Origin of the sequence: Cryobacterium aureum, from assembly GCF_002954245.1 — a bacterium.
Classification (GTDB): domain Bacteria; phylum Actinomycetota; class Actinomycetes; order Actinomycetales; family Microbacteriaceae; genus Cryobacterium; species Cryobacterium aureum.
On the sequence record NZ_PPTG01000029.1, the window covers coordinates 160,736 to 180,178 of the forward strand.

The 19,443-nt window shown below is 65.5% G+C and carries 19 protein-coding genes; 7 read left to right on the forward strand and 12 right to left on the reverse strand.

Annotated elements, in window-relative coordinates; all coding sequences use genetic code 11:
- Positions 1-876: a DNA-methyltransferase gene (locus tag CJ028_RS11960; RefSeq protein ID WP_105035460.1), complete on the reverse strand. Its 876-nt coding sequence runs from the start codon at positions 874-876 to the stop codon at positions 1-3.
- Positions 877-925: 49 nt separating this feature from the next.
- Between CJ028_RS11960 and CJ028_RS11965 the strand changes: the two genes are divergently transcribed.
- Positions 926-1,264, forward strand: a complete 339-nt coding sequence (locus CJ028_RS11965; protein WP_105035461.1) for a GNAT family N-acetyltransferase — start codon at positions 926-928, stop codon at positions 1,262-1,264.
- 47 nt (positions 1,265-1,311) lie between these two features.
- Here CJ028_RS11965 and lplAB read toward each other — a convergent pair whose 3' ends face one another.
- Together lplAB and CJ028_RS11975 are read right to left on the reverse strand one after the other, a co-directional pair.
- Complete coding sequence (gene lplAB, locus CJ028_RS11970) at positions 1,312-2,364, reverse strand: lipoate-protein ligase LplAB (protein ID WP_105035462.1); 1,053 nt, start codon at positions 2,362-2,364, stop codon at positions 1,312-1,314.
- A 9-nt stretch (positions 2,365-2,373) separates the two neighbouring features.
- Positions 2,374-3,234, reverse strand: a complete 861-nt coding sequence (locus CJ028_RS11975; protein ID WP_105035463.1) for an alpha/beta fold hydrolase — start codon at positions 3,232-3,234, stop codon at positions 2,374-2,376.
- Between the two features lie 79 nt (positions 3,235-3,313).
- Here CJ028_RS11975 and CJ028_RS11980 point away from each other — a divergent pair, with 79 nt between their 5' ends.
- From CJ028_RS11980 to CJ028_RS11995, 4 genes are all read left to right on the forward strand, one after another.
- Positions 3,314-3,835 carry a MarR family winged helix-turn-helix transcriptional regulator gene (locus CJ028_RS11980; RefSeq protein ID WP_105035464.1) on the forward strand — a complete coding sequence of 174 codons (522 nt, stop codon included), beginning with the start codon at positions 3,314-3,316 and terminating at the stop codon, positions 3,833-3,835.
- A gap of 5 nt (positions 3,836-3,840) precedes the next feature.
- Entirely contained in the window at positions 3,841-5,283 is a 1,443-nt protein-coding gene (locus CJ028_RS11985; protein ID WP_205684039.1) for an MFS transporter, read from the forward strand.
- Between the two features lie 157 nt (positions 5,284-5,440).
- Positions 5,441-6,358, forward strand: a complete 918-nt coding sequence (locus tag CJ028_RS11990) for a DMT family transporter (protein ID WP_105035466.1) — start codon at positions 5,441-5,443, stop codon at positions 6,356-6,358.
- Between the two features lie 124 nt (positions 6,359-6,482).
- On the forward strand, positions 6,483-7,403 hold the full coding sequence (locus CJ028_RS11995) for a 2-hydroxyacid dehydrogenase (RefSeq protein ID WP_105035467.1): 921 nt from the start codon (positions 6,483-6,485) through the stop codon (positions 7,401-7,403).
- Here CJ028_RS11995 and CJ028_RS12000 read toward each other — a convergent pair.
- Positions 7,400-8,668, reverse strand: a complete 1,269-nt coding sequence (locus CJ028_RS12000) for an ABC transporter substrate-binding protein (RefSeq protein ID WP_240607225.1) — start codon at positions 8,666-8,668, stop codon at positions 7,400-7,402. The two genes, CJ028_RS11995 and CJ028_RS12000, sit on opposite strands and share 4 nt — an antisense overlap.
- A 114-nt stretch (positions 8,669-8,782) precedes the next feature.
- Positions 8,783-9,526: a dienelactone hydrolase family protein gene (locus CJ028_RS12005; RefSeq protein ID WP_105035469.1), complete on the reverse strand. Its 744-nt coding sequence runs from the start codon at positions 9,524-9,526 to the stop codon at positions 8,783-8,785.
- A gap of 90 nt (positions 9,527-9,616) precedes the next feature.
- Here CJ028_RS12005 and CJ028_RS12010 point away from each other — a divergent pair, with 90 nt between their 5' ends.
- Together CJ028_RS12010 and CJ028_RS12015 are read left to right on the forward strand one after the other, a co-directional pair.
- Complete coding sequence (locus tag CJ028_RS12010; RefSeq protein ID WP_105035470.1) at positions 9,617-10,327, forward strand: FadR/GntR family transcriptional regulator; 711 nt, start codon at positions 9,617-9,619, stop codon at positions 10,325-10,327.
- 12 nt (positions 10,328-10,339) lie between these two features.
- Positions 10,340-11,713 (forward strand): alpha-hydroxy acid oxidase, encoded by a 1,374-nt coding sequence (locus CJ028_RS12015; protein WP_105035471.1) that lies wholly within the window; start codon positions 10,340-10,342, stop codon positions 11,711-11,713.
- Between the two features lie 60 nt (positions 11,714-11,773).
- On the opposite strand, the gene CJ028_RS12020 is transcribed toward CJ028_RS12015, so the two are convergent.
- The 7 genes from CJ028_RS12020 to CJ028_RS12050 form a co-directional block, all read right to left on the reverse strand.
- The gene (locus CJ028_RS12020) at positions 11,774-12,145 is read right to left on the reverse strand and encodes a type II toxin-antitoxin system death-on-curing family toxin (protein WP_105035472.1); all 372 of its coding nucleotides are present in this window, start codon (positions 12,143-12,145) and stop codon (positions 11,774-11,776) included.
- The gene (locus tag CJ028_RS12025) at positions 12,142-12,348 is read right to left on the reverse strand and encodes a ribbon-helix-helix protein, CopG family (protein WP_240607226.1); all 207 of its coding nucleotides are present in this window, start codon (positions 12,346-12,348) and stop codon (positions 12,142-12,144) included. The genes CJ028_RS12020 and CJ028_RS12025 overlap by 4 nt, the downstream gene beginning before the upstream one ends.
- A gap of 53 nt (positions 12,349-12,401) precedes the next feature.
- Positions 12,402-15,221 carry an NHLP bacteriocin export ABC transporter permease/ATPase subunit gene (locus tag CJ028_RS12030; protein WP_105035473.1) on the reverse strand — a complete coding sequence of 940 codons (2,820 nt, stop codon included), beginning with the start codon at positions 15,219-15,221 and terminating at the stop codon, positions 12,402-12,404.
- Entirely contained in the window at positions 15,218-17,380 is a 2,163-nt protein-coding gene (locus CJ028_RS12035) for an NHLP family bacteriocin export ABC transporter peptidase/permease/ATPase subunit (RefSeq protein WP_105035474.1), read from the reverse strand. Before CJ028_RS12035 ends, CJ028_RS12030 begins: the two co-directional genes overlap by 4 nt.
- A 3-nt stretch (positions 17,381-17,383) precedes the next feature.
- On the reverse strand, positions 17,384-18,217 hold the full coding sequence (locus tag CJ028_RS12040; RefSeq protein WP_161498972.1) for a biotin/lipoyl-containing protein: 834 nt from the start codon (positions 18,215-18,217) through the stop codon (positions 17,384-17,386).
- Between the two features lie 136 nt (positions 18,218-18,353).
- Positions 18,354-18,851, reverse strand: coding sequence for a hotdog family protein (locus tag CJ028_RS12045; RefSeq protein WP_161498973.1), 498 nt, complete (start codon positions 18,849-18,851; stop codon positions 18,354-18,356).
- Between the two features lie 40 nt (positions 18,852-18,891).
- Positions 18,892-19,167, reverse strand: coding sequence for a Nif11-like leader peptide family RiPP precursor (locus CJ028_RS12050; RefSeq protein ID WP_161498974.1), 276 nt, complete (start codon positions 19,165-19,167; stop codon positions 18,892-18,894).
- Between the last annotated feature and the right edge of the window lie 276 nt (positions 19,168-19,443).

Below are 19,443 nucleotides of genomic sequence, written 5' to 3' on the forward strand. Positions count from 1 at the left end.
TTATAGAAAGTCGATGTCGGGCACCGGCTTGAACCGCGCACGCATCACGGCGAGCGCCTCGGGGTTCTGGTCGATGAGCACGAATCGGCGGCCGAGGGCGGCGGCGACCGCGCCGGTGGTGCCGCTGCCGGCGAAGAAGTCGAGCACCCAGTCGCCCTCGCGGCTCGACGCCTGGATGATGCGGCGCAGAATCCCGATCGGTTTCTGGGTGGGGTAGCCGGTTTTCTCCTTGCCGGTGGGCGAGACGATCGTGTGCCACCAGACATCCGTCGGCAGTTTTCCCTTGGCGACTTTTTCTGGCGTGACCAGCCCGGGAGCCATGTACGGCTCACGGTCGACGGTAGTGGAGTCGAAGTAGTACCGGGCCGGATTTTTCACGTAGACCAGAATTGTGTCGTGCTTGGTGGGCCACTTGTTCTTGGATTTCGCGCCGTAGTCGTAGGCCCAGATGAGCTCGTTGAGAAAACACTCCCGGCCAAACAGGGCGTCGAGCAGCACCTTGGCGTAGTGCGCCTCGCGGTAGTCGAGGTGCAGGTAGAGCGTGCCGTCGTCGGCGAGCACGCGCCAGGCCTCGATCAGGCGCGGCTCCAGAAAGGCCCAATAATCTTCGAACTGGTCGTCGTAGCCGAGCAGGTCACCCTTGATGCGCTCGTAGCGCTGCCCCTTGAATCCGGTGATCGTTCCGACCGCGTGCGAGCCGTCAGTTGCAACCGAACGCACCGAGGTCGTGGTCTGCCGCTTCTGCGACCGGCCGGTGTTGAACGGGGGGTCGAGGTAGATCAGGGTGAATGCGCCATCCGGCAGGCCGGTCAGCACCTCGAGGTTGTCGGCGTGGATAACACGGCTCGGGCTGGTCAGGGTCCACTCGCTTGGCATTTGTCCATTCTTTCAGCCTGCGCGCCGCCTCTCGGCATAGTCTGTCGGGATGACTGCTGAATCGATCACCATCCACTCGCAGGATCTGGCGGAAGCCGGCACTCTCGAGGTGCGCCACGACCCCGAGCAGAGCCGCTACACCGTGTTGCTCGATGACGAAACCGTCGGCGTCGCCGACTACATCACCACAACCGCCGCGGTGCATTTCACCCACACCGAGGTGAATCCGGCCAAGCGTACCCACGGTTTGGCGAGCATTCTGGTCGAACAGGCCCTCGACGATGTGCGCGTGCGCACCGACCTGGCCGTCGTGCCGGACTGCTCCTATGTGGCGCACTGGATCGACACCCACGCCGAGTACCAGGATCTGCTGACGCGGGGACGGTAACCCGAGCGGATGCGGCGGCCCGCCGCGGGCATCCGCTGATCGCGGTTTTAGGGAACTCGGGTCAGCCACGCCTCTGTACTGAACTTGTTCGCGACCAGTTCGGTGGCCTTGGCATATTCCTCGGCGGTGACGTCACCCTCGGTGGCGCCGTAGAGGCCGGTGAAGGTCTCCTTCATGCGGTCGATGATCGCGGCGCGGCTCAGGCCGGTTTGGCTACGCAGGGGATCGACGCGCTTGGCCGCGCTGGTGATGCCCTTGTCGCTGAGTTTCTCGCGGCCGATGCGCAGCACCTGCACCATCTTTTCGCCGTCCATGTCGTAGCTCATGGTGACGTGGTGCAGTACGGCACCGCTGCCGAGGCGTTTCTGGGCGGCGCCACCGATCTTGCCGGCGGGGCTCGTGATGTCGTTGAGCGGCTGGTAGTGCGCGTCAATGCCGAGGGACTTGAGCGCGGCGATGACCCACTCGTCGAGAAAAGCGTAGGAGTCGGCGAAGCTCATGCCCTGTACGAGATCGGTCGGTGCGTAGATGGAATAGGTGATGACCGAGCCGGCCTCCATGAACATGGCGCCGCCGCCGCTGATGCGCCGCACCACGGTGAAGCCGTATTTAGCGGCGTTCTCCGGGTCGACCTCGTTCTTGAGCGACTGAAAACTGCCGATGACGACGGCCGGTTCGTTCCACTCCCAGATGCGCAGGGTGGGCTGCCGTCGTCCCTCGCCGACCTCGGTCGCGAGCACCTCGTCGAGGGCCATCTGCAGCACGGGCGCGACGGGCTTCTGCGAGTGGATGATCTGCCAGTCGTAGTCCCGCCAGGTGCTCGCCTGCGCGAGCGAACGGCGAATCGCCACGGCCACGGCCTCCGGCGAGAATCCGAGCAGAACGGCACCGCTAGGGAGCGCGCCGCGCACCGTAGCGGCGATCGTGGCCGCCGCACTGCCGGCGGGCAGGCCGGTCACCGCGGAGTTGATGTCTTCGAGGGCATCGTCGGGCTCGAGAAAGAAGTCCCCGGCCAGACGAAAGTTGGCAATGACATCGTCGACGACATCGAGATCTACGACGACTAGTTTGCCGCCCGGAACCTTATATTCACCATGCATGGTTTCAGCCTACGGCGTGCCGCCCGGCGTTGGCGGCAGGCGCTCGTCGAGCCAAGCCACGAGGTCGCCGATGACCTCGGAGCGGTTGGTCTCGTTAAAGACCTCGTGCCGTGCGCCCGCATACACGACCAAGCGCACGTCGCGCAGCCCGGAACGCTTGACGTAGGCGTTCACCAGTTTGAGGGCGCTGCGTTCGCCGCCGACGGTGTCGTCCCCGCCGACCAGCACGAGCATCGGCAGGTCGGTGGGCAGGTCGCGAGCTGGCCGTCCGAACAGTCGGGCGGCCTCGCGAAGGCCGAACAGCTTCGCCAGCGGCGTCGCCGTGGTGAGCGGGTCGGCGACGAAAGCCGCAGCCACGGCCGGGTCACGGCTGAGCCACTCAACCCCGGTCGTGCCGAGCGTCTTGTGCTTGCGGTTCAGGTCACCGCCGTCGAGATAACCGGGCCAGCGATAGGCGGTGCCCGAGAGCACGATCGCGTCGTACTCGGCGGCGTGCTCGTTCACGATCATCTGCACCATGAACGATCCCCAGCTGTGCCCGAGCAGCACGAGCGGCAGTGTCGGGTTTTCCGAGCGGATGATTGTGCTCAACTGATGCACGCCGGCCACCGCCGCGCGCAGCCCGCCCGCGCCGAGCCGACCAAGCTTCGTATGGTCGCTGCCGTGCTGGGCGAGGCCGGTCTGGCCGTGGCCGAGATGATCGTCGGCGTAGACCGCGTACCCGGCCCGGTTGAGATCCGCGGCGAGCGCGGCGTAGCGCTGGGCGTGTTCACCGACGCCGTGGGCGAGCTGGATGACGGCACGCGGGGCGGCGACCGGCCAGACGTAATAGGTAATGAGCCGGCCGTGGGCATCCGTATATGTGGGCACGAGGCCAGTCTGCCCTGTTGCGGGGCAGAGAGCGCTAGGCAATGTACTTAGCAAGGCTAATTTGCTATGCTAAGGATCTATGGAATCGCGAACACACCCAAAAACTGCCGCCCTCGGCGTCATCAAGGCTCAACCACCGGTCAGCACACCGCAGCAGGCCGCAGCACCCCCCACAGCCGCACCCAACACCACCGAACTCAGCCACGAATTTCGCCTCGCCAACGGCCGCCTGGCCCGGCGACTGCGCCAGGAGAAGGCCGAGAACGAACTCGGCAGCGGCCAGTTCTCAGCGCTCGGAGTGCTCCACGTGCACGGACCGTTGACGCTGACCGAACTCAGCGAGTTCGAGCGCGTCACCCCGCCGTCGATGACCCGAACGGTGAAATGCCTCGTCGATGCCGGTCTCGTCGCCCGCACCGATTCCACCCTCGACGGCCGCAAGATCGTGCTCACTACAACGGATGCCGCGAGCGAGATGATGACCGAAACGCGCAAGCGTCGAGATGCCTGGCTCGTACAACGAGTCGCCCAGCTCAGCCCGGAACAGCACCGCGTGCTCGCCGCCGCAACGCTGATCATGAAGGAGCTCGCCGACAGTTGAGTGCCATGTTTCGCTCGCTGAGCGTCGTCAATTACCGCATCTGGTTCGCCGGGGCTTTGGTGTCGAACATCGGCACCTGGATGCAGCGCACCGCCCAGGACTGGATCGTGCTGACCGAGCTCACGAACTACGACGCGACCGCGGTCGGCATCACCATGGCGCTGCAGCTGGGCCCGCAGTTGGTACTCATGCCGTGGTCTGGACTCATTGCCGACCGCTTCAACCGGCGCAAGCTGCTTATCCTCACCCAGACCCTGATGGGTCTGTTGGCCCTCGGCCTCGGCATTCTGACCGTGCTCGAGGTGGCCCAGCTCTGGCACGTCTACCTGTTCGCGCTCGGCCTCGGCGTCGTGGCCGCGATCGACGCACCCGCCCGCCAGGCCTTCGTCTCTGAGCTCGTCGTTGAAGACAATCTCTCCAACGCGGTCGCCCTCAACTCCGCCTCCTTCCACGGCGCGCGCCTGATCGGCCCGGCCGCCGCCGGCCTGCTCACGGTCGCCGTCGGTGCCGGGTGGGTGTTCCTGATCAACGCGGTCACCTTCGCCGCGACCGTCTTTGCCATGACCCTGCTGCGCACGCACCTGTTGCGCCGTCAGCCGAGGGCCTCGCGTGAGCGCGGGCAGCTCCTGGCGGGCTTCCGCTATGTGCGCGGTCGCTCCGACATCATCGTCGTCATGATCGCGGTCTTTCTGATCGGCACCTTCGGCCTCAACTTCGCCATTTTTACTTCCACGATGGCCACGATCGAGTTCGGCCGCGGAGCTGCGGAATTCGGCCTGCTCAGCTCCATCATGGCCATCGGCGCCGTCGTCGGCGCTCTGCTCGCCGCCCGCCGCAGCCGTGCCCGACTGCGGCTCATCGTGCTCGGCGCGGCTTTGTTCGGCCTGGCCTGCGGGCTGTCAGCGATCATGCCGACATATACCACTTTCGCCATATCTCTCACCCTGGTCGGACTGTCGTCGCTCACTCTCATGACCACCGCGAACGCCTACGTGCAGACGACGACCCGGCCGGAGATGCGCGGCCGCGTGATGGCGCTGTACATGGCCATCTTCGTCGGCGGCACTCCCCTCGGCGCGCCGCTCGTTGGCTGGGTAGCGGATGCCTTCGGCCCGCGTTGGGCGCTCGGCCTCGCCGCGATCTCGGGCTTGCTGGCTGCGGCCGTCGTGCTGTTCTGGATGGTGAGGTATCGCCGGTTACGGGTGCAGCTGCATCCGTTCACCGCACCGAGGGTGCGCGTGCTGCACGACGGCGACGGGCGCGATGTGCCGTTCGCCAAGCCGAGTCGCGGGGTCGGGACCGCCGTGCTCGAGCGCGAGGACGAGGAACCTGGCCCCGATCGCGCCGCGGACCCCGCTCTGAATCCGGATCGCGAAACTGCCGCCGAACGCAACCGCGAAACCGCCACCCGCGAGATCGCAATCGTCGAGGCCACCGCCCCGCGCTGAGTTCGGGTGCTGACTGGACAACTTCGAGGGGTGCGGCGCTGTCGACACCCCTCGAAGTTGTCCACTGAGGGCCAGCGCGGGACGAGCTAGGGTCGAAGGGCAGACTCTCTTCGAACACCAGGCAGGCCATGACCACTCTCACCACCCGACCACGCGCATGAAGGCCACCATGGCGCTCGTTGTCGCCACCCTGCTCTGGGCCGGCAACTACATCGTCGGCGGTATCGCCGTGCAAACCCTCTCCCCCGTTGAGCTCACCTGGCTGCGCTGGCTGCTCGCCTGCCTTCCGCTGCTGATTCTCGCGCAGGTGGTCGAGCACCCGAACTGGGCCTCGGTGCTTCGCCACTGGCCCCGATTGCTGCTGCTCGCAGCCCTTGGCGTCGGCGGCTACAACCTGCTGCTCTACACCGCCTTGCAGTACACGACGCCGCAGTCCGCGTCGCTCATCAACGCCGCGAATCCGGCCGTGATGGTGGTGCTGGCGGCGGTGCTGCTGCGCGAACGCATTGGCTGGCGGGGTATCGCCGGGCTGGCGCTGGGACTGGTGGGAGTGGTGCTGATCATCACGAATGGTGCGGTCGCATCTGTTTTCACTCGCACGCCCAATGCTGGCGACCTGCTCATGGTGGGCGCGATCGTGGTCTGGAGCCTCTATACGATCGTCGGCCGCGGGCTGCCGGTGCCGCCGATCACGGCCACGGCTGTGCAGGGCACGTTGGTGGCCGTGCTGCTCGCGCCGGTCGCACTGCTCGGCGGGGTGCGCTGGCCAGCGGATGCCGCCATCGGCTGGGCCGTGATCTTCATCGCGATTTTTCCCTCGATCGGCTCCTACGTGCTGTGGAATGCTGCTCTGAAGAGCGTTCAGCCGGGCCGGGCTGGCCTGTTTCTGAACCTGATCACGGTGTTCACGGTGATCATCGCCGTCGTGCTCGGCGCCCAGTTGACCACGCCGCAGCTCGTCGGCGGCGTGATCGTGTTCGCCGGTGTTGCGCTGAGCACGCTTCGGCCGGCGGGCCAGCTGGCGCCCCAGCCGGCGCTCGATCCGGCCCGACCCGACCCGGTGCGCGAGCGCTAACCGGACGGGGCCCGGGCCCGGGTCACGGGCCCAGTTTATAAACTGGGCCCGTGGACGGGGCCCGGGCCCCGTCCAATAACCGACGCGAATCTTGGGCGCAGAGCAGGCGAAGTAGGCTCGGGGGATGAGTTCATTACTGGTCAGCCTGCCCGACTCCGTGCTGCGCGAGGCGGTCGGAGAACTCCCCGACGGCGTCGAGGTCGTCGAGTGGGCGCTCGACGGCCCGTCGCCACGGCCCCGGTTCGACATCGTCGTCACGCCCTACATGGGTAAAACCGACCGGCTGGCACACCTCGCCGGCGTCGATGCCGGGCTGGTGCAGAGCCAGTCCATCGGCTACGAGGGCGTCGACCGGATCCTCCCCGCCGGGCACGTGTTCGCCAATGCGGCCAGCGTGCACGAAACCTCCACCGCCGAACTCACCCTCGCGCTTATTCTGGCATCGCAGCGCGGTATTCCCGATTTTGTGCGCGCCGCCGACGCCGGCGAGTGGGCGCCCGCGCAGCACGCCAGCCTCGCCGACCGCACCGTGCTGCTGCTCGGCTATGGTGGTGTCGGCCACGCCATCGAGAGTCGGCTGCTCGCCTTCGAAACCACGGTGCTACGAGTCGCCCGCACGGCTCGCAGTGATGATCGCGGTGAAATCCACGGCTTCGAGTCCTTACCCGACCTGTTGCCGCAGGCCGACATCGTGGTCGTTGGCGTTCCGCTCACGGCGGAGACGACGAACCTGGTTGACGATGCGTTCCTCGCCCGAATGCGTGATGGAAGCCTGCTCGTGAACATCGCTCGCGGCTCGGTCGCCGACACGGAGGCGCTGCTCGCGCATGCGACGAGCGGCCGCCTCAGGCTCGCCCTCGACGTGACCAGCCCGGAACCGCTGCCGGCGGGGCATCCGCTCTTCGCGCTGCCGAACGTACTCATCTCCCCGCACGTCGGCGGCGCCTCGAGCGCCATGCTCCCGCGCATGGCCCGGCTCGTGCGAGCGCAAATAGAACGGATGCTGCGCGGCGACCCGCCGCTCAACGTCGTGTTGACGACTTAGCGGCCGATGGCCGCGTTCGCGGCGGCCTGCGCCGTGCGCAGCGCCTCATCGACCGGAATGCGGCCGAGGAACATTTCAGCGAAGGTCGACTCGAACGCGTCAGAGGCCTCGGCCCACTTCGCGCCCTGCGGCGCCTGCACACTGCCGTTGGCGAGCACGTCGATGAACGCGCTCACGTCGATGCCCTGCTTCTGCCACGACGCGACATAGCTGGCCTGCGCCCCGATGACGGCCGGCGACGCCGAGCCGTCGGCGCCGATGGCCGCACTGCCCTCGGTGCTGCCGAGCCACTCCAGCAGTTTGCGTGTCTGTTCCGGATGCTTCGAGTCGGCGTTGCCGGCGGCCACGACGCCGTTGGTCACGCTGATCGCCCCGGTCGGGCCGGACGGAATCGCGGCGACACCCCAGTCGAAGCCGGCCCCCTCGCTCACGTTGCTGAGGTTGTACACACCGCTCTGGAACAGGGCCATCTTGCCCTGCAGAAACTGGTCGAGGGCGAAGTCGCCATTGAGGTTGGTATCGGCGGCCGACGGAGCCACGTGATATTTGTTCATCAGGTCGATCACGTACTGAAAGGCCTGGGCGCCCTCGGCGGTATCGAAGACGAACTCGTCGCCGTCCTGCAGGGCGGCCCCATTCGAGCCGAGATAATTGAGGTAGATGGCGTTGAGGTCGTTGGCCGCGTTGTAGCCGTACTGCACGATCTGCGCGGGGTCGAAGGCCGCGCTGTCGGCGGTGTTGCCGTTGACATCAACGGTGAGTTTCTGCAACACGGGCAGCAGGGTGTCCTCGCCAGAGGCGGGATCCCAGTGCAGGTCGCCGACTGTGGCCGGGTCGATGCCGGCGGCCGCGAGGAGTTCTTCGTTGTAGTAGAGCCCGATGCCGGGGTCGGCGAGCTGGGGCACTCCCCAGAGCGCGCCGTCCAGGGTGTACTGGCTGATGACGCTGGGCTGCCAGTCGGCCTGCGCGGTCGTGCCGAGGGCATCCGTTACGTTCACGAGGTTGCCGTTGACGGCGTAGTCGGCGAAGTTGCCGGCGTTCACCCAGAACACGTCGTCAGCGGTCTCGCCGGCCACGTCAACGCGTAGTTTGGTGAAGTAGTCGGCCCACGGCACGACGTTGACCGCGACGTCGATTCCCGGGTTGGCCTTTTCGAACGCCGCGAACGATGTCTCGTACGACTGCGCCACCTGTTCGTCCCAAACGCGCACGGTGAGCGTCGTGTCGGAGCCGGTCTGCGGCGTCAGCGCGAGCGCGGCAGCCACTCCGCCGATAGCGACTACGGATGCGACGGTGACGATGGCGATTATGGTTGAGCGTTTAGCGATGGGGTCCCCTTGGGTCTGTTGGAGGCTACCAGCCGCTGGCCCACCCTAACGCTACCGTGACGTCCCGAGATGCTCGCCGAAGAAGGCCTCGATGCGCGTCCAGGCGTCGGCGGCGGCCACCGGATCGGGTCCGGCGCCGAGAATACGCTTCAGCACGGGGCGCAGCACCCGCGGCCCGGTCTCGGCGTCGTTGAGAAAGGCGTGCCCGGCGCCCGGGTATTCCTTCACGTCGTGCGCGATTCCCAGCCTAGCCAGGGATGAATCGAGGGTGGCCGCCGCGCCGACCAGGGAGCGGTCCGCGCCGCCGAAGCTGCCGACGATCGGGCAGGCACCGAGCAGGTGATCATCGAGGTCCTTCGGGAGCCGACCGTAGTTGACCGAGGAGACGTCGAAGCCGCGCGTAGCCGTGGCGAGCGCAAACCCGCCACCCATACAGAAGCCGAGCACGCCGATGCGTCCCGTGCAATCGCCGCGTTCGCGCAAAAACGTGCGGGCCGATTCGATGTCGACGAAGGCCCGGCCGGCACCGGCTGACAGGGCGCGAAAGGTAGCCACGAGACATTTGCGGGTTCCGCCCTCGGTGAAGAGGTCGGGCATAAGGGCCAAATAGCCGGCCTCGGCCATGCGCACTGCCTGGCGGCGCATGACATCGGTGAGCCCGAACGCCTCGTGCACGAGCACGACGCCCGGCCAGGGGCCGTCGCCGGCCGGGATCGCGAGCACGGCCTTCAGGCCGGCACTGCCGCCCGGTCCGTCGGGAAGCTGCAGGTCGATGAGCTGGGGCACAGCGGTCATGGTCTCTCCCGGGTTGGCTGAAACTGTATCCCGCCACAGCCGAAAAGTCGTGTAGCCTGTGGTCAGACCACACTCGATCGGGAGGACAGCGTGACCGAAATCACCCCGCGCGCCTGGCAAGTCGTGCTCGACTCCGTGGAACTCGACCTGCTCGAGGGGCGCCTCAGCCCTGGCGACCATTTGCCGCCGGAGCGTACCCTCGCGGCCGACCTCGGCGTGGGCCGATCGAGTGTACGTGAAGCGCTGCGCGTGCTGGAGGTGTTGGGCCTGATTCGCACCGCCGTCGGGTCAGGGCCTTCGGCGGGCGCGATCATCGTCGCTCGCCCCGGCGGCGGCATGTCGGCACTCATGCGCCTGCAGGTCGCGGCGCAGGGCTTCGACGTCGCCGACGTCGTGAAGACCCGCCTCGTGCTGGAGGGGTCGATCGTCACCGAGCTGGCTCAGGCCTGCGCCACGGTAGATCTGGCCGCATCCGCCCAGATTCTCACCGCCATGGAATCCCAGCCCCTCACCCAGGCCGAATTCCTCGCCCTTGACGCCCAGTTTCACCTATCGCTCGCTGAAGCAAGCGGCAACCAGGTGATCACGGCGACCATGGCCGGGCTCCGCAGCGCGATCGAGGGGTACGCGCGGGCCGGCGCGGCCGGTCTCACGAACTGGCCAGCGACATCCGCTCGCCTGATGCGGGAACATCGCGGCATTCTCACGGCCATTCTGGCCGGTCAAGCGGATGCCGCCCACCTCGCCGTGCACGCCCACATCTCGGGCTACTACGCCGAAACGCACCTCACTTCCGACTAGATAAGGACGACCATGGTTCAACGACGCATCCCCAAGATCGCAGATCTCGCTCCGCTAATGAAGTTCAAGAGTCCGGAGCTCAACGCCAAGAAACGGCGTCTCGCTGCCGCGCTCACGATCAATGATCTGCGCGCCATCGCCAAGAAGCGCACCCCGAAAGCAGCATTCGACTACACCGAGGGCGCAGCCGAGGCTGAGATCTCGCTGGGTCGGGCCCGGCAAGCCTTCGAAGACATCGAGTTTCATCCCTCGATTCTGCGCGACGTGTCGACCGTGTCGACCGGCTGGGACGTGCTCGGCGCGCACGTTTCGCAGCCGTTCGGCATCGCGCCAACCGGCTTCACCCGCATGATGCAGACCGAGGGTGAGATCGCTGGCGCGCACGCTGCGGCCCGTGCCGGCATTCCCTTCGCGCTCTCGACCATGGGCACGACCTCGATCGAAGACGTCAAGGCTGCCAACCCCAACGGCCGCAACTGGTTTCAGTTATACATGTGGAAGGATCGCGACCGCTCGATGGCACTCGTTGATCGGGCCGCCAAGGCCGGGTACGACACGCTGCTGGTGACCGTGGACGTGCCCGTCGCTGGCGCGCGCCTCCGCGACAAGCGCAACGGCTTCTCGATTCCGCCGGCGCTCACCCTCGGCACCGTCGTGAACGCGCTGCCTCGCCCGGAATGGTGGATCAACTTTCTGACCACCGAACCGCTCTCGTTCGCGAGCCTCGACCGCTGGAGCGGCACGGTGGCCGACCTGCTCGACACCATGTTCGACCCCACCGTCGACTTCGAGGACCTCGCCTGGATCAAGGCGCAGTGGCCAGGCAAGGTCGTCGTCAAGGGCGTGCAAAACGTCGAGGATGCCAAGCGTCTCGTCGACCTCGGCGTTGACGGCATCACCCTGTCAAACCACGGCGGTCGCCAGCTCGACCGGGCACCGATTCCATTCCACCTGCTGCCGCAGGTCGCCCGCGAGGTCGGCGCCCACACCGAGGTGCACCTCGACACCGGCATCATGTCGGGAGCCGATATCGTCGCCTCGATCGCCCTCGGCGCCCGCTTCACCATGATCGGCCGCGCCTACCTGTACGGCCTCATGGCCGGCGGCGAAGCCGGGGTCGATCGCACGATTCAGATTCTCTCGGAGCAGGTGGCCCGCACCATGCGCCTGCTCGGCGTGAACGCGCTCGAGGAACTGAACCCTGGTCACGTGACCCAGCTGGCTCGGCTGCAGCCCGTTGCAGCTCCCCTGGTCGCCGCGGCCGAGGTGGCTCCGGTGCGCAAGGCGCCGGTGCGGAAGCCGGCCGTGCGCACAGAGTCGGTGAATGCATCCGCTATCGTCACGACCACGCCGGTGAAGCGGGCGCCACGGAAGACCGTCTCGTAAGTAGCAACCCGGTCCGCGGCGCGCCCCACTGAGGTGCGCCGCCGACGCATAATCAGCGAACTACGGCCGCTTGACGCGATGCGATGCGATCCGCTTTTCTGATTCGTCGAGGTCGATGACTCCTTCGGCGACGCCGATCACGAAGTCGAAACCCTCATCGTTGGTGAAATCGTGGGCGTAACCGTTGATCCAGAGAAAGAGCACCATGAGGGTCCAACCGGTGCGCTTGTTGCCGTCGACCAGCGGATGATGGCGCACGAGAGATTCGAGAAGGGCCGCGGCCTTGCGATCAAAGCTTGCGTAGGCATCCGTTCCGAACATGGACGCCGACGGCCGAGCCAGCGCAGACGCGAGCAGGCCGGCGTCCCGCACGTAGAATCCGTAACGCTCGTTGACCTGAAGCGCGTCGGCGACCTCCAGGTACTGCGTCATGCGTCTTCGAGGCGCTGCAGCAACTCGGCGTCGTGGGTGAGTACGAATTGCAAGCCGGATTCGATCTCGTTTCGTCGCGAATATCGGTCGACAATTAGGGTTGCGCCCTGCAGGAGCAGTGCGTGCTTCGACACGTGTTGCGCCGTCGCGAGCTCTTCGAGCTGACGGTCGAGCTCCTCGGGGATGCGGACATTTATGGCCATACCAAAATGGTACCATCACAGGTTTTGGCCGGCAACGACCGACCGACCCGTCGCTAGGCCTGCTGCCGAGCGGCGAGGGTGCGAAAGGTACCCTCCTGGGCGCAGAGCTCGGCGTACGAACCAATCTGCACCACTCGTCCGCCGTCAACGACGACGATGCGATCGGCGTCCATGACCGTACTCAGTCGGTGAGCGATCACTATTCGAGTGGCGTTGAGCGTGCGGGTGCTCTGGGTGACGATCTCCTGCGTGCGATTGTCGAGGGCGCTGGTGGCTTCATCGAAGAAGAGGATGCGCGGGCGGCTGATCAGCGCCCGTGCGATCATCAGCCGCTGCCGTTGGCCACCCGACAGGGTGGCCGCGCCCTCGCTGACAATGGTGCTCAGCCCGAGCGGCATCGCTGCGATGTCCTCGCCGAGCCCGGCCAGGTTCGCGGCGGCGAGGATCTCCTCGTGGCTGAAGGCGCCGGACCCCCCGATGTTCGACGCGAGGTCACCGGCGAACAGCGCCCCATCTTGCAGGACAACGCCGCACTGTCGGCGCACCGTACTCACATCGAGGGAGGCCAAATCGCGACCGTCATAGAGTACTGCCCCGCTCTCGGGCTGCTCGAAGCCGAGCAGCAGCCGCAGCAGCGTAGATTTTCCGGATCCGCTCGGTCCGACGATGGCGATGAATTCACCAGGCGCGACCTGAAAGGACACGTCAAGCAGGGCGGGTGGCCCCTCGGGGGTGTACCGAAAGGTGACCTGGTTGAGCTCGATGTCACCGACCAGCTCTCCGGCGTCGAGTTTGCTCGAGCTCACTTCTGGTTCTGTTTCCAACACGGGTGACAGGCTCTCGAGGTACGGCACGACCATCACGACGGTGGCGACCGTGTTGGACACGACGACGACGGCCCCCAGCACCTGGGCAAAGGCGGTGTAAACGATGAGGAACGCGGTGATCTCGATCTCCACGACCCTGCTCGCAAACAGGAACAGGGCGATCGTGCCGCCGAGGGTGAGAGTCGCGTTGAAGACGGTCAGGCCGTTCTGCACGACGCGCGCGCGGAAAGTCGCCTGCCGGTGAGCAGCGAAGGCCGGCGCCCAGTGGGCGAATGCTCGATCTTCCGCCGCGGCTGCGCGCAACTTCGCCAATCCACGCACCAACTCATAGGTCTGCGCGTTGAGGCGCTGCGAGGCGGCGAAGGCGGTGCGTTGGCGGCGAACCTGGGTGGAGTTGGCGACCGCGGCGATCGCGATGGCGATGACCACCACCACGAGTGTGAGCAGGCCAAGTGGAACGCTGTAAAAGTAGATCAGCCCGATATTGGCCAGGCCGACGATGAAAGCGAACACAGTTTGCACACCGGATGCTGCCAGGATCTCGCGCACCGCACTCACCGAAAGAATCGACGTGGCCAGTGCTCCCACCGTGCGACCGCGAAAGAACGCGCCGGGCAGGGAGATAAGCCGATCCCAGACGGCCGATTGCAGCAGCGAGTCCAGGTGACCTTGCAGGCGCAACAGCACCAGGTTTTGGCTGACCGACAACAGACCACTCGCGACGGCGGCGGCGAGCAAAATGAGGCAGAGGTCCACAATGAGCGTGTATTCGCCGCGCGGTACCAGCGTTCCGAGAATGGTGCCGGTCACGACGGGTACGAGCAGTCCGATCAGGGCTACCCCGATGCCGGTCAGCAGGATCTTGGCGAGCGAGGATCCGGCTCCCTTGGCCGCAAATCCCGCCAGGTCTTTCACGGCCAGCGAGCGTTCCGGCAGTCCCCGGTAGAATACGTGGGCACGTTGCACGAGAGTTCTCGCGTGCGCCGGGCTCAGGCGCACGACAGAACCGTCCGACGGGTCAATCAGGTCGACCCCGCCGCGGCGGGGCAGCAGCGCCACCGGGCGGGCACCGTCGACAAGTTCGCCGATCATCGGCTCGGGTCCCGTCTTCCACCACGTACCTTCCAGACGCACCGCGCGAACGCGAACGCGGGATGCCTGGGCTATGGCCTCGAGGGCGGTAACGCGCGACGACCCGGAGTTCGGTGCCGGGCGCTCCAGGTCAACGCCGACCGCGCGTGCGACGAGGGCTGCCGCAGCGTAGACGGCATCGTCGCCATCCGGCTGGAATGCGGTGGTGTCGTCCAGGTCACCACGGTCGTTCAAGAGCGACGCCAACACTCGGTCCGGCAATTCTGCGCCGCGATCATCGACGCCGTGGCGGCGCTGCAAACGGGATTCTTCTTTGCCGCGGGCAACCAGCACGCGTTGCTCGGCATCGACGAAAGCGCGGGCGGCCATGGTGGCAAGTTGCTCCCATCCCCCCGGCGTCCGCAGCACCGCTTGCAGCGCTCGTGCTTCGACGTCGGCACCAGTAACTGCGACGACCCAGTCGTCCCGTCGCACAAGCACAGCCTCGCCCGGCACCAGTGGCGATGTGCCATTACCGCGAAGAGTGACGAGTCCGGACCGAACCACGATCACAGCGAGGTCATCCAGGGGCCGCAGCGCTGCTCCCTCGGCCAGCGTGACGACACCGCCGGCACTCAGCGGCACGAAATCGCGCGGTGGTGCGTCATCATGCCCAGTGGCCAGCAGGCCGTTGAGCCAGGGAATGACGGCACCGGCCGCGTCCGGCAGCAATGCCATCTCGTGAAGGCCGATCGGTTGCATCGAAGCACCGAGCGCCGGCAGCGCCACCTGCGCACGTCCAGCTTGCGTTTGCGGCAGCCCACCCACCAGCGCTCCCGGCACGAGTGAAACAAGCGGATGCAGTCGGTCCCGAGTGCCGACCGGCGGCGCGAGAAACACGTTGACCGCATCGCCCTCAACCTGCCAGAACTGCCCTGATGCCAGTGACATTGCCTGGGCCGGCAGGGTGGTCATGCCTGGGCAATCAGAGCGGTATAGGCGCCATCGGCGAGCATAAGAACGTGGTGGGTTCCACGCTCTACGATTTTTCCCGATTTCAACACAATGATCTCCTCGGCGTCACGAATGGTGCTCAGGCGATGAGCCGAAATGACACATGTGCAACCGCGTCGGCGCAGCGCCGCGTCGATGAGGCGCTCAGTCTCCGAGTCCAGCGCGCTGGTCGCCTCGTCAAGTACGAGGATGCTCGGATCGCTCACGAGCGCTCTGGCGATTTCGAGACGTTGGCGTTGCCCCCCGCTGAGGTCGCCACCGCCCTCGGCCAGAACGCTGTCGAGACCTCCGGGGCGTGCCATGACATCGTTATACAGCTGGGCGTCTCTGAGCGCCCGGATGAGCACCCGGTCATCGACGGTGTTGTCCCACAGGGTGAGGTTGTCCCGGACGGAACCCGCGAACAGAACGATTTCCTGATCGACGAATCCAATGGCGGCTGCGAGCATCCGTCGTGGGTACGCGGGTCGCGGCAAGCCGTCGAACCGTACTTCACCGGACCACGGCTCCTGACGCCCCGTGATCAGGCGCGCCACGGTGGACTTGCCGCTGCCGGAGCCACCGACCAACGCGACCCGAGCGCCAGGGGGCAGCCGCAGCGAAAAGTTTTCAATCAGCGGCGGCAGGTGCGGGGCGTAACCGAAAGCAACCTCGTGCAGCTCCAAACCACCCGAGAGCGGCCGAGACTCGGGATCGGCGACGGCACTGAACTCGGTCGCCTCAGCGTAGCGTTCCACGTCGGCGAGTCGAGCTACTTCGGCGACCGCGGTCTGGGCGGTACCACCGATGGCGGCGAGTTGGCCGATGGGTGAGATAAAACTGGTGACCAAAACCTGGAAGGCCAGCAGGAGGCCGAGCGAGATGCTGCCCTCGATCACCAGACGACTGCCCAAGAGCAAGATGAAGGCGGTATTGACCAGGGCGAGCATGCCCGGCACGGTGGCCATGATAAGTCCGGGACGGGCAACCGCTTGCTCACCACTGATCAGCTTTGCCAACGAACTCGCCCAGCGGGAGAAGAAGTCATTCTCCCGACCGGTGGCCTTGATGGTCTCGATCATTTGAATGCCGTTGTAGGTTTCGGTGACGAACCGCCCGCGGTCCACCTGCAACTTGGCGTTGGCATCTTTTCGTGAGCGCGCCACAGCACGGATCGCCAGCACATTGAGCAGTGCAACGCCGATAGCGATCAGCGCCAGGTAGAGATCCAGGCGCAGCAGCAAAACTGCGTAGAAGGCGGCTGCTAGAGCGCTGACCACCGCCGTGGCCAGGCTGCGGGACAGAAGTTGCGCAACTTTATCGTTGAGCCCCACGCGGTTGGCGATATCCGCGGCCTGGCGCTGGTCAAAGAAGACCATGGGCAAGCGAAACACGTGGCGCAGAAACGCCGTTGACGTGCTCACCGCAATGTGCGTTTCGATGCGCAATAGCTGACTGGTCAGAAGCGCGGTAAAACCGGCCGTGAGCAGGGCAACCAGACCCATCAGCAGGAGCAACTGCCATAGCCAGTGATCCTGCGGGCCAAGCACGCTGTCTACGAAAACCGCGGTGAATCCGGCCGTCGCTGTGCCGGGAATGAGCAGCAGCAGGCTGGCCAGCATGGCCAGCATGAGCCCGCCACGCACGCCGTGCAACCGCGATCCCAGGCTGCGCAGCTGGTTGGGCTGCTCGCCGCCGCGCGTGAAGTTCGGCCCAGGAGCGAGCTGTAAGACCAACCCGGTGAAAGAACTGTCGAATTCGGCTGCGGTCACCGTTCGCGGACCCTGCGCCGGATCGTTCAAGTAGATCTCGTTGTTCTTGCTGCCCTCGAGCACCAGAAAATGGCTGAGGTTCCAGAAGAGGATGCAGGGCTGCTGGAGCGCACGAACCTTGTCGGGGCTGAAACGGTACCCCTTGGCCTCGAGTCCGTAACCGCGGGCAGCGCGCACGATTCCGCCGGCGCTGGCTCCGTCGCGGGACACCCCGCACTGCACACGGAGTTCCTCGAGGGGGACCCAACGCCCGTGGTGCGCGAGAATGATGCCCAGCGCGGCAGCTCCGCATTCCGTTGCCTCCATCTGAAGGATGGTGGGAGTGCGCACACGACCCGATTTGGGGGTCGTCGGGGTGGCCAACGTCATGGGCTAACCGCCAAACATGAGGTCAATGGGACGAATGGTTCCCTGATGAATCTCCAAGGTCACGGGTGTGTCCGCAGCCAGCAGGAATGAAGGGCCCGAGCCGTTCGACCACCGCACGCCCGACGCGTTGCTGGCGTCGGCCTCCAGTCGAATCTGAGCAACGAACGGGTCTGCATCACGGGTGAATTGGTCGGCCAGCCCGTCGTTTCGCAGGAGTCGGCCGATATCGGTCTCGGATGATGGCGTTGAATTGACCGAGACCACCTCGCCGCGAATCACGCCGAATTGCCGGAGCGCGAGCGGGATGACATCGACCGACATCCCCGGAACGACGCTGCCGACGTCCTCGGCATCGAGGAATGCGTACGCCAGGAGCCCGTCGGACGCAACGTCGGAACGTGCCATCGCGAAAACGTCGTCGCCAACGAACACGATATTTCCCGGAGCTATAAATAACTCGGCCACGCGACCAGCGAACGGCGAGACGATGGTAAATCGCGCGCCGTCAGCGTCGGAAAGTTCCAGAATCGGATCATTTTCGGCTATTTCATCACCGGGCGTCACGAGAATACTGCGCACCTGACCCTGGGTGATGCTCTGAATGGTGGCGTCGTTGCCACCGCGCTCGACGATTCCCACCGCCTCAAGCTTCTGCGGTAGCTTTCCGGCGAAGCCGAAGACCAACAGCGTGACGGCGATCACACCAAGCGCGCTCAGCACGATCCAGGTGCGCGGCCGGTCTACGCGGAGCGGATCGTCGTTTCCACTGCGCACCGTGCGACGCGCGAAAACCTCGGCACGGAGTGCGACGGGTGGCTCCGCCTTCGTGTTGGTCATGACCATTCCAATCGGAGCAGGCGGATCGTGTTTCTAAAGGTCAACGGGGCAGAGGCTGCACGCCCGGTTCCAGTGATGGACATAATGCAGGTCATCCCTGACTGCGATGATCGCAATCAGGGATAACCGTCACGCTTTAGGGTGTGCAACCCTGCCCAGGGTGGGTACGCGTTTCATAGCCGCGCCCGATCCATTCCGCCCAGCAGACGGGCTTCTGTGCTCCATCCCTTTCGAAGACCAGCTGAGTCACGACGTCAATCGCCGCGGAGACCTCACGGACTTCCATAATTTTCACGCGAGCTCGCACCCGTTCACCAACCATGAGCGGATGCGGCAGCCGCATCCGGTTCACGCCGTAGTTCAGGAAGGACCCGAAACCCTGAACGTCAAACGTGTCAAAGAACAGCTTGACGGTGAGTCCCAGGGTCATGAAGCCGGGAACGACCGGTTGGCCGCGGGCACCCGGCTCTTCACAGGCGGTTTCGAACGCATCGATGGCTTCCTGGGTGATCAGGTGCCACGAGTCCAGAACGAATTCCTGTCCCACGTTTGCTTGAAACCCGGCGCGTCCCCGCACCGCGAACTTCTCAGCCAAAACATGGAGCGTTACTGCGCCAGTCTGCGTGTCAGTCATAATCATCAGTTTTTCAGATACCGGACGGCTGGATCATGTCCTAGAAGTTGACCGACCCACCAAAGCCCGGAAGCCCGATGACAATGCTGCCACAGGAGCCGCCGGAGACGTTCGCGAGCTGTGCGTCGGAAACTTCACCGTCGGAAGTTGCCAGAGCGTTCACGATGACGTCGCGGTCATCCGCGGTCACCGTGAAACCGGCGGCGTTGATGATGTCGAGCCGCGCAGCGTCATCGGGCGCACCCGCGATCTCGTCCCGGAAGGCCTGATCGGTCGTGATTCGTGCGGCGCATGCTTCTGCTGATACTTGAGACATTTGGTTCCCCTCGTTGAACGTCAAATTTCTATGTTGTGAAGACCGTATCGAAGGCCCAGCGCGCAGAGCAAGGAAGATAACCGGGTGCCCTACCCCCATTTCGGGTTCGCCGGAACTAGATTGTCGGTTGACTCAGTGAACGCCAGGCGTCGTTCGCGCCTGTCGAGATTGACGAAAATTTCACCGATCGGGTTGGCACGCGGCCCGGACAGTGTGTGCACTTGTGCGCCAGGAAGTTAGCATTCCAGTCGACGTTGGGTCAAAGACGCGGCCATC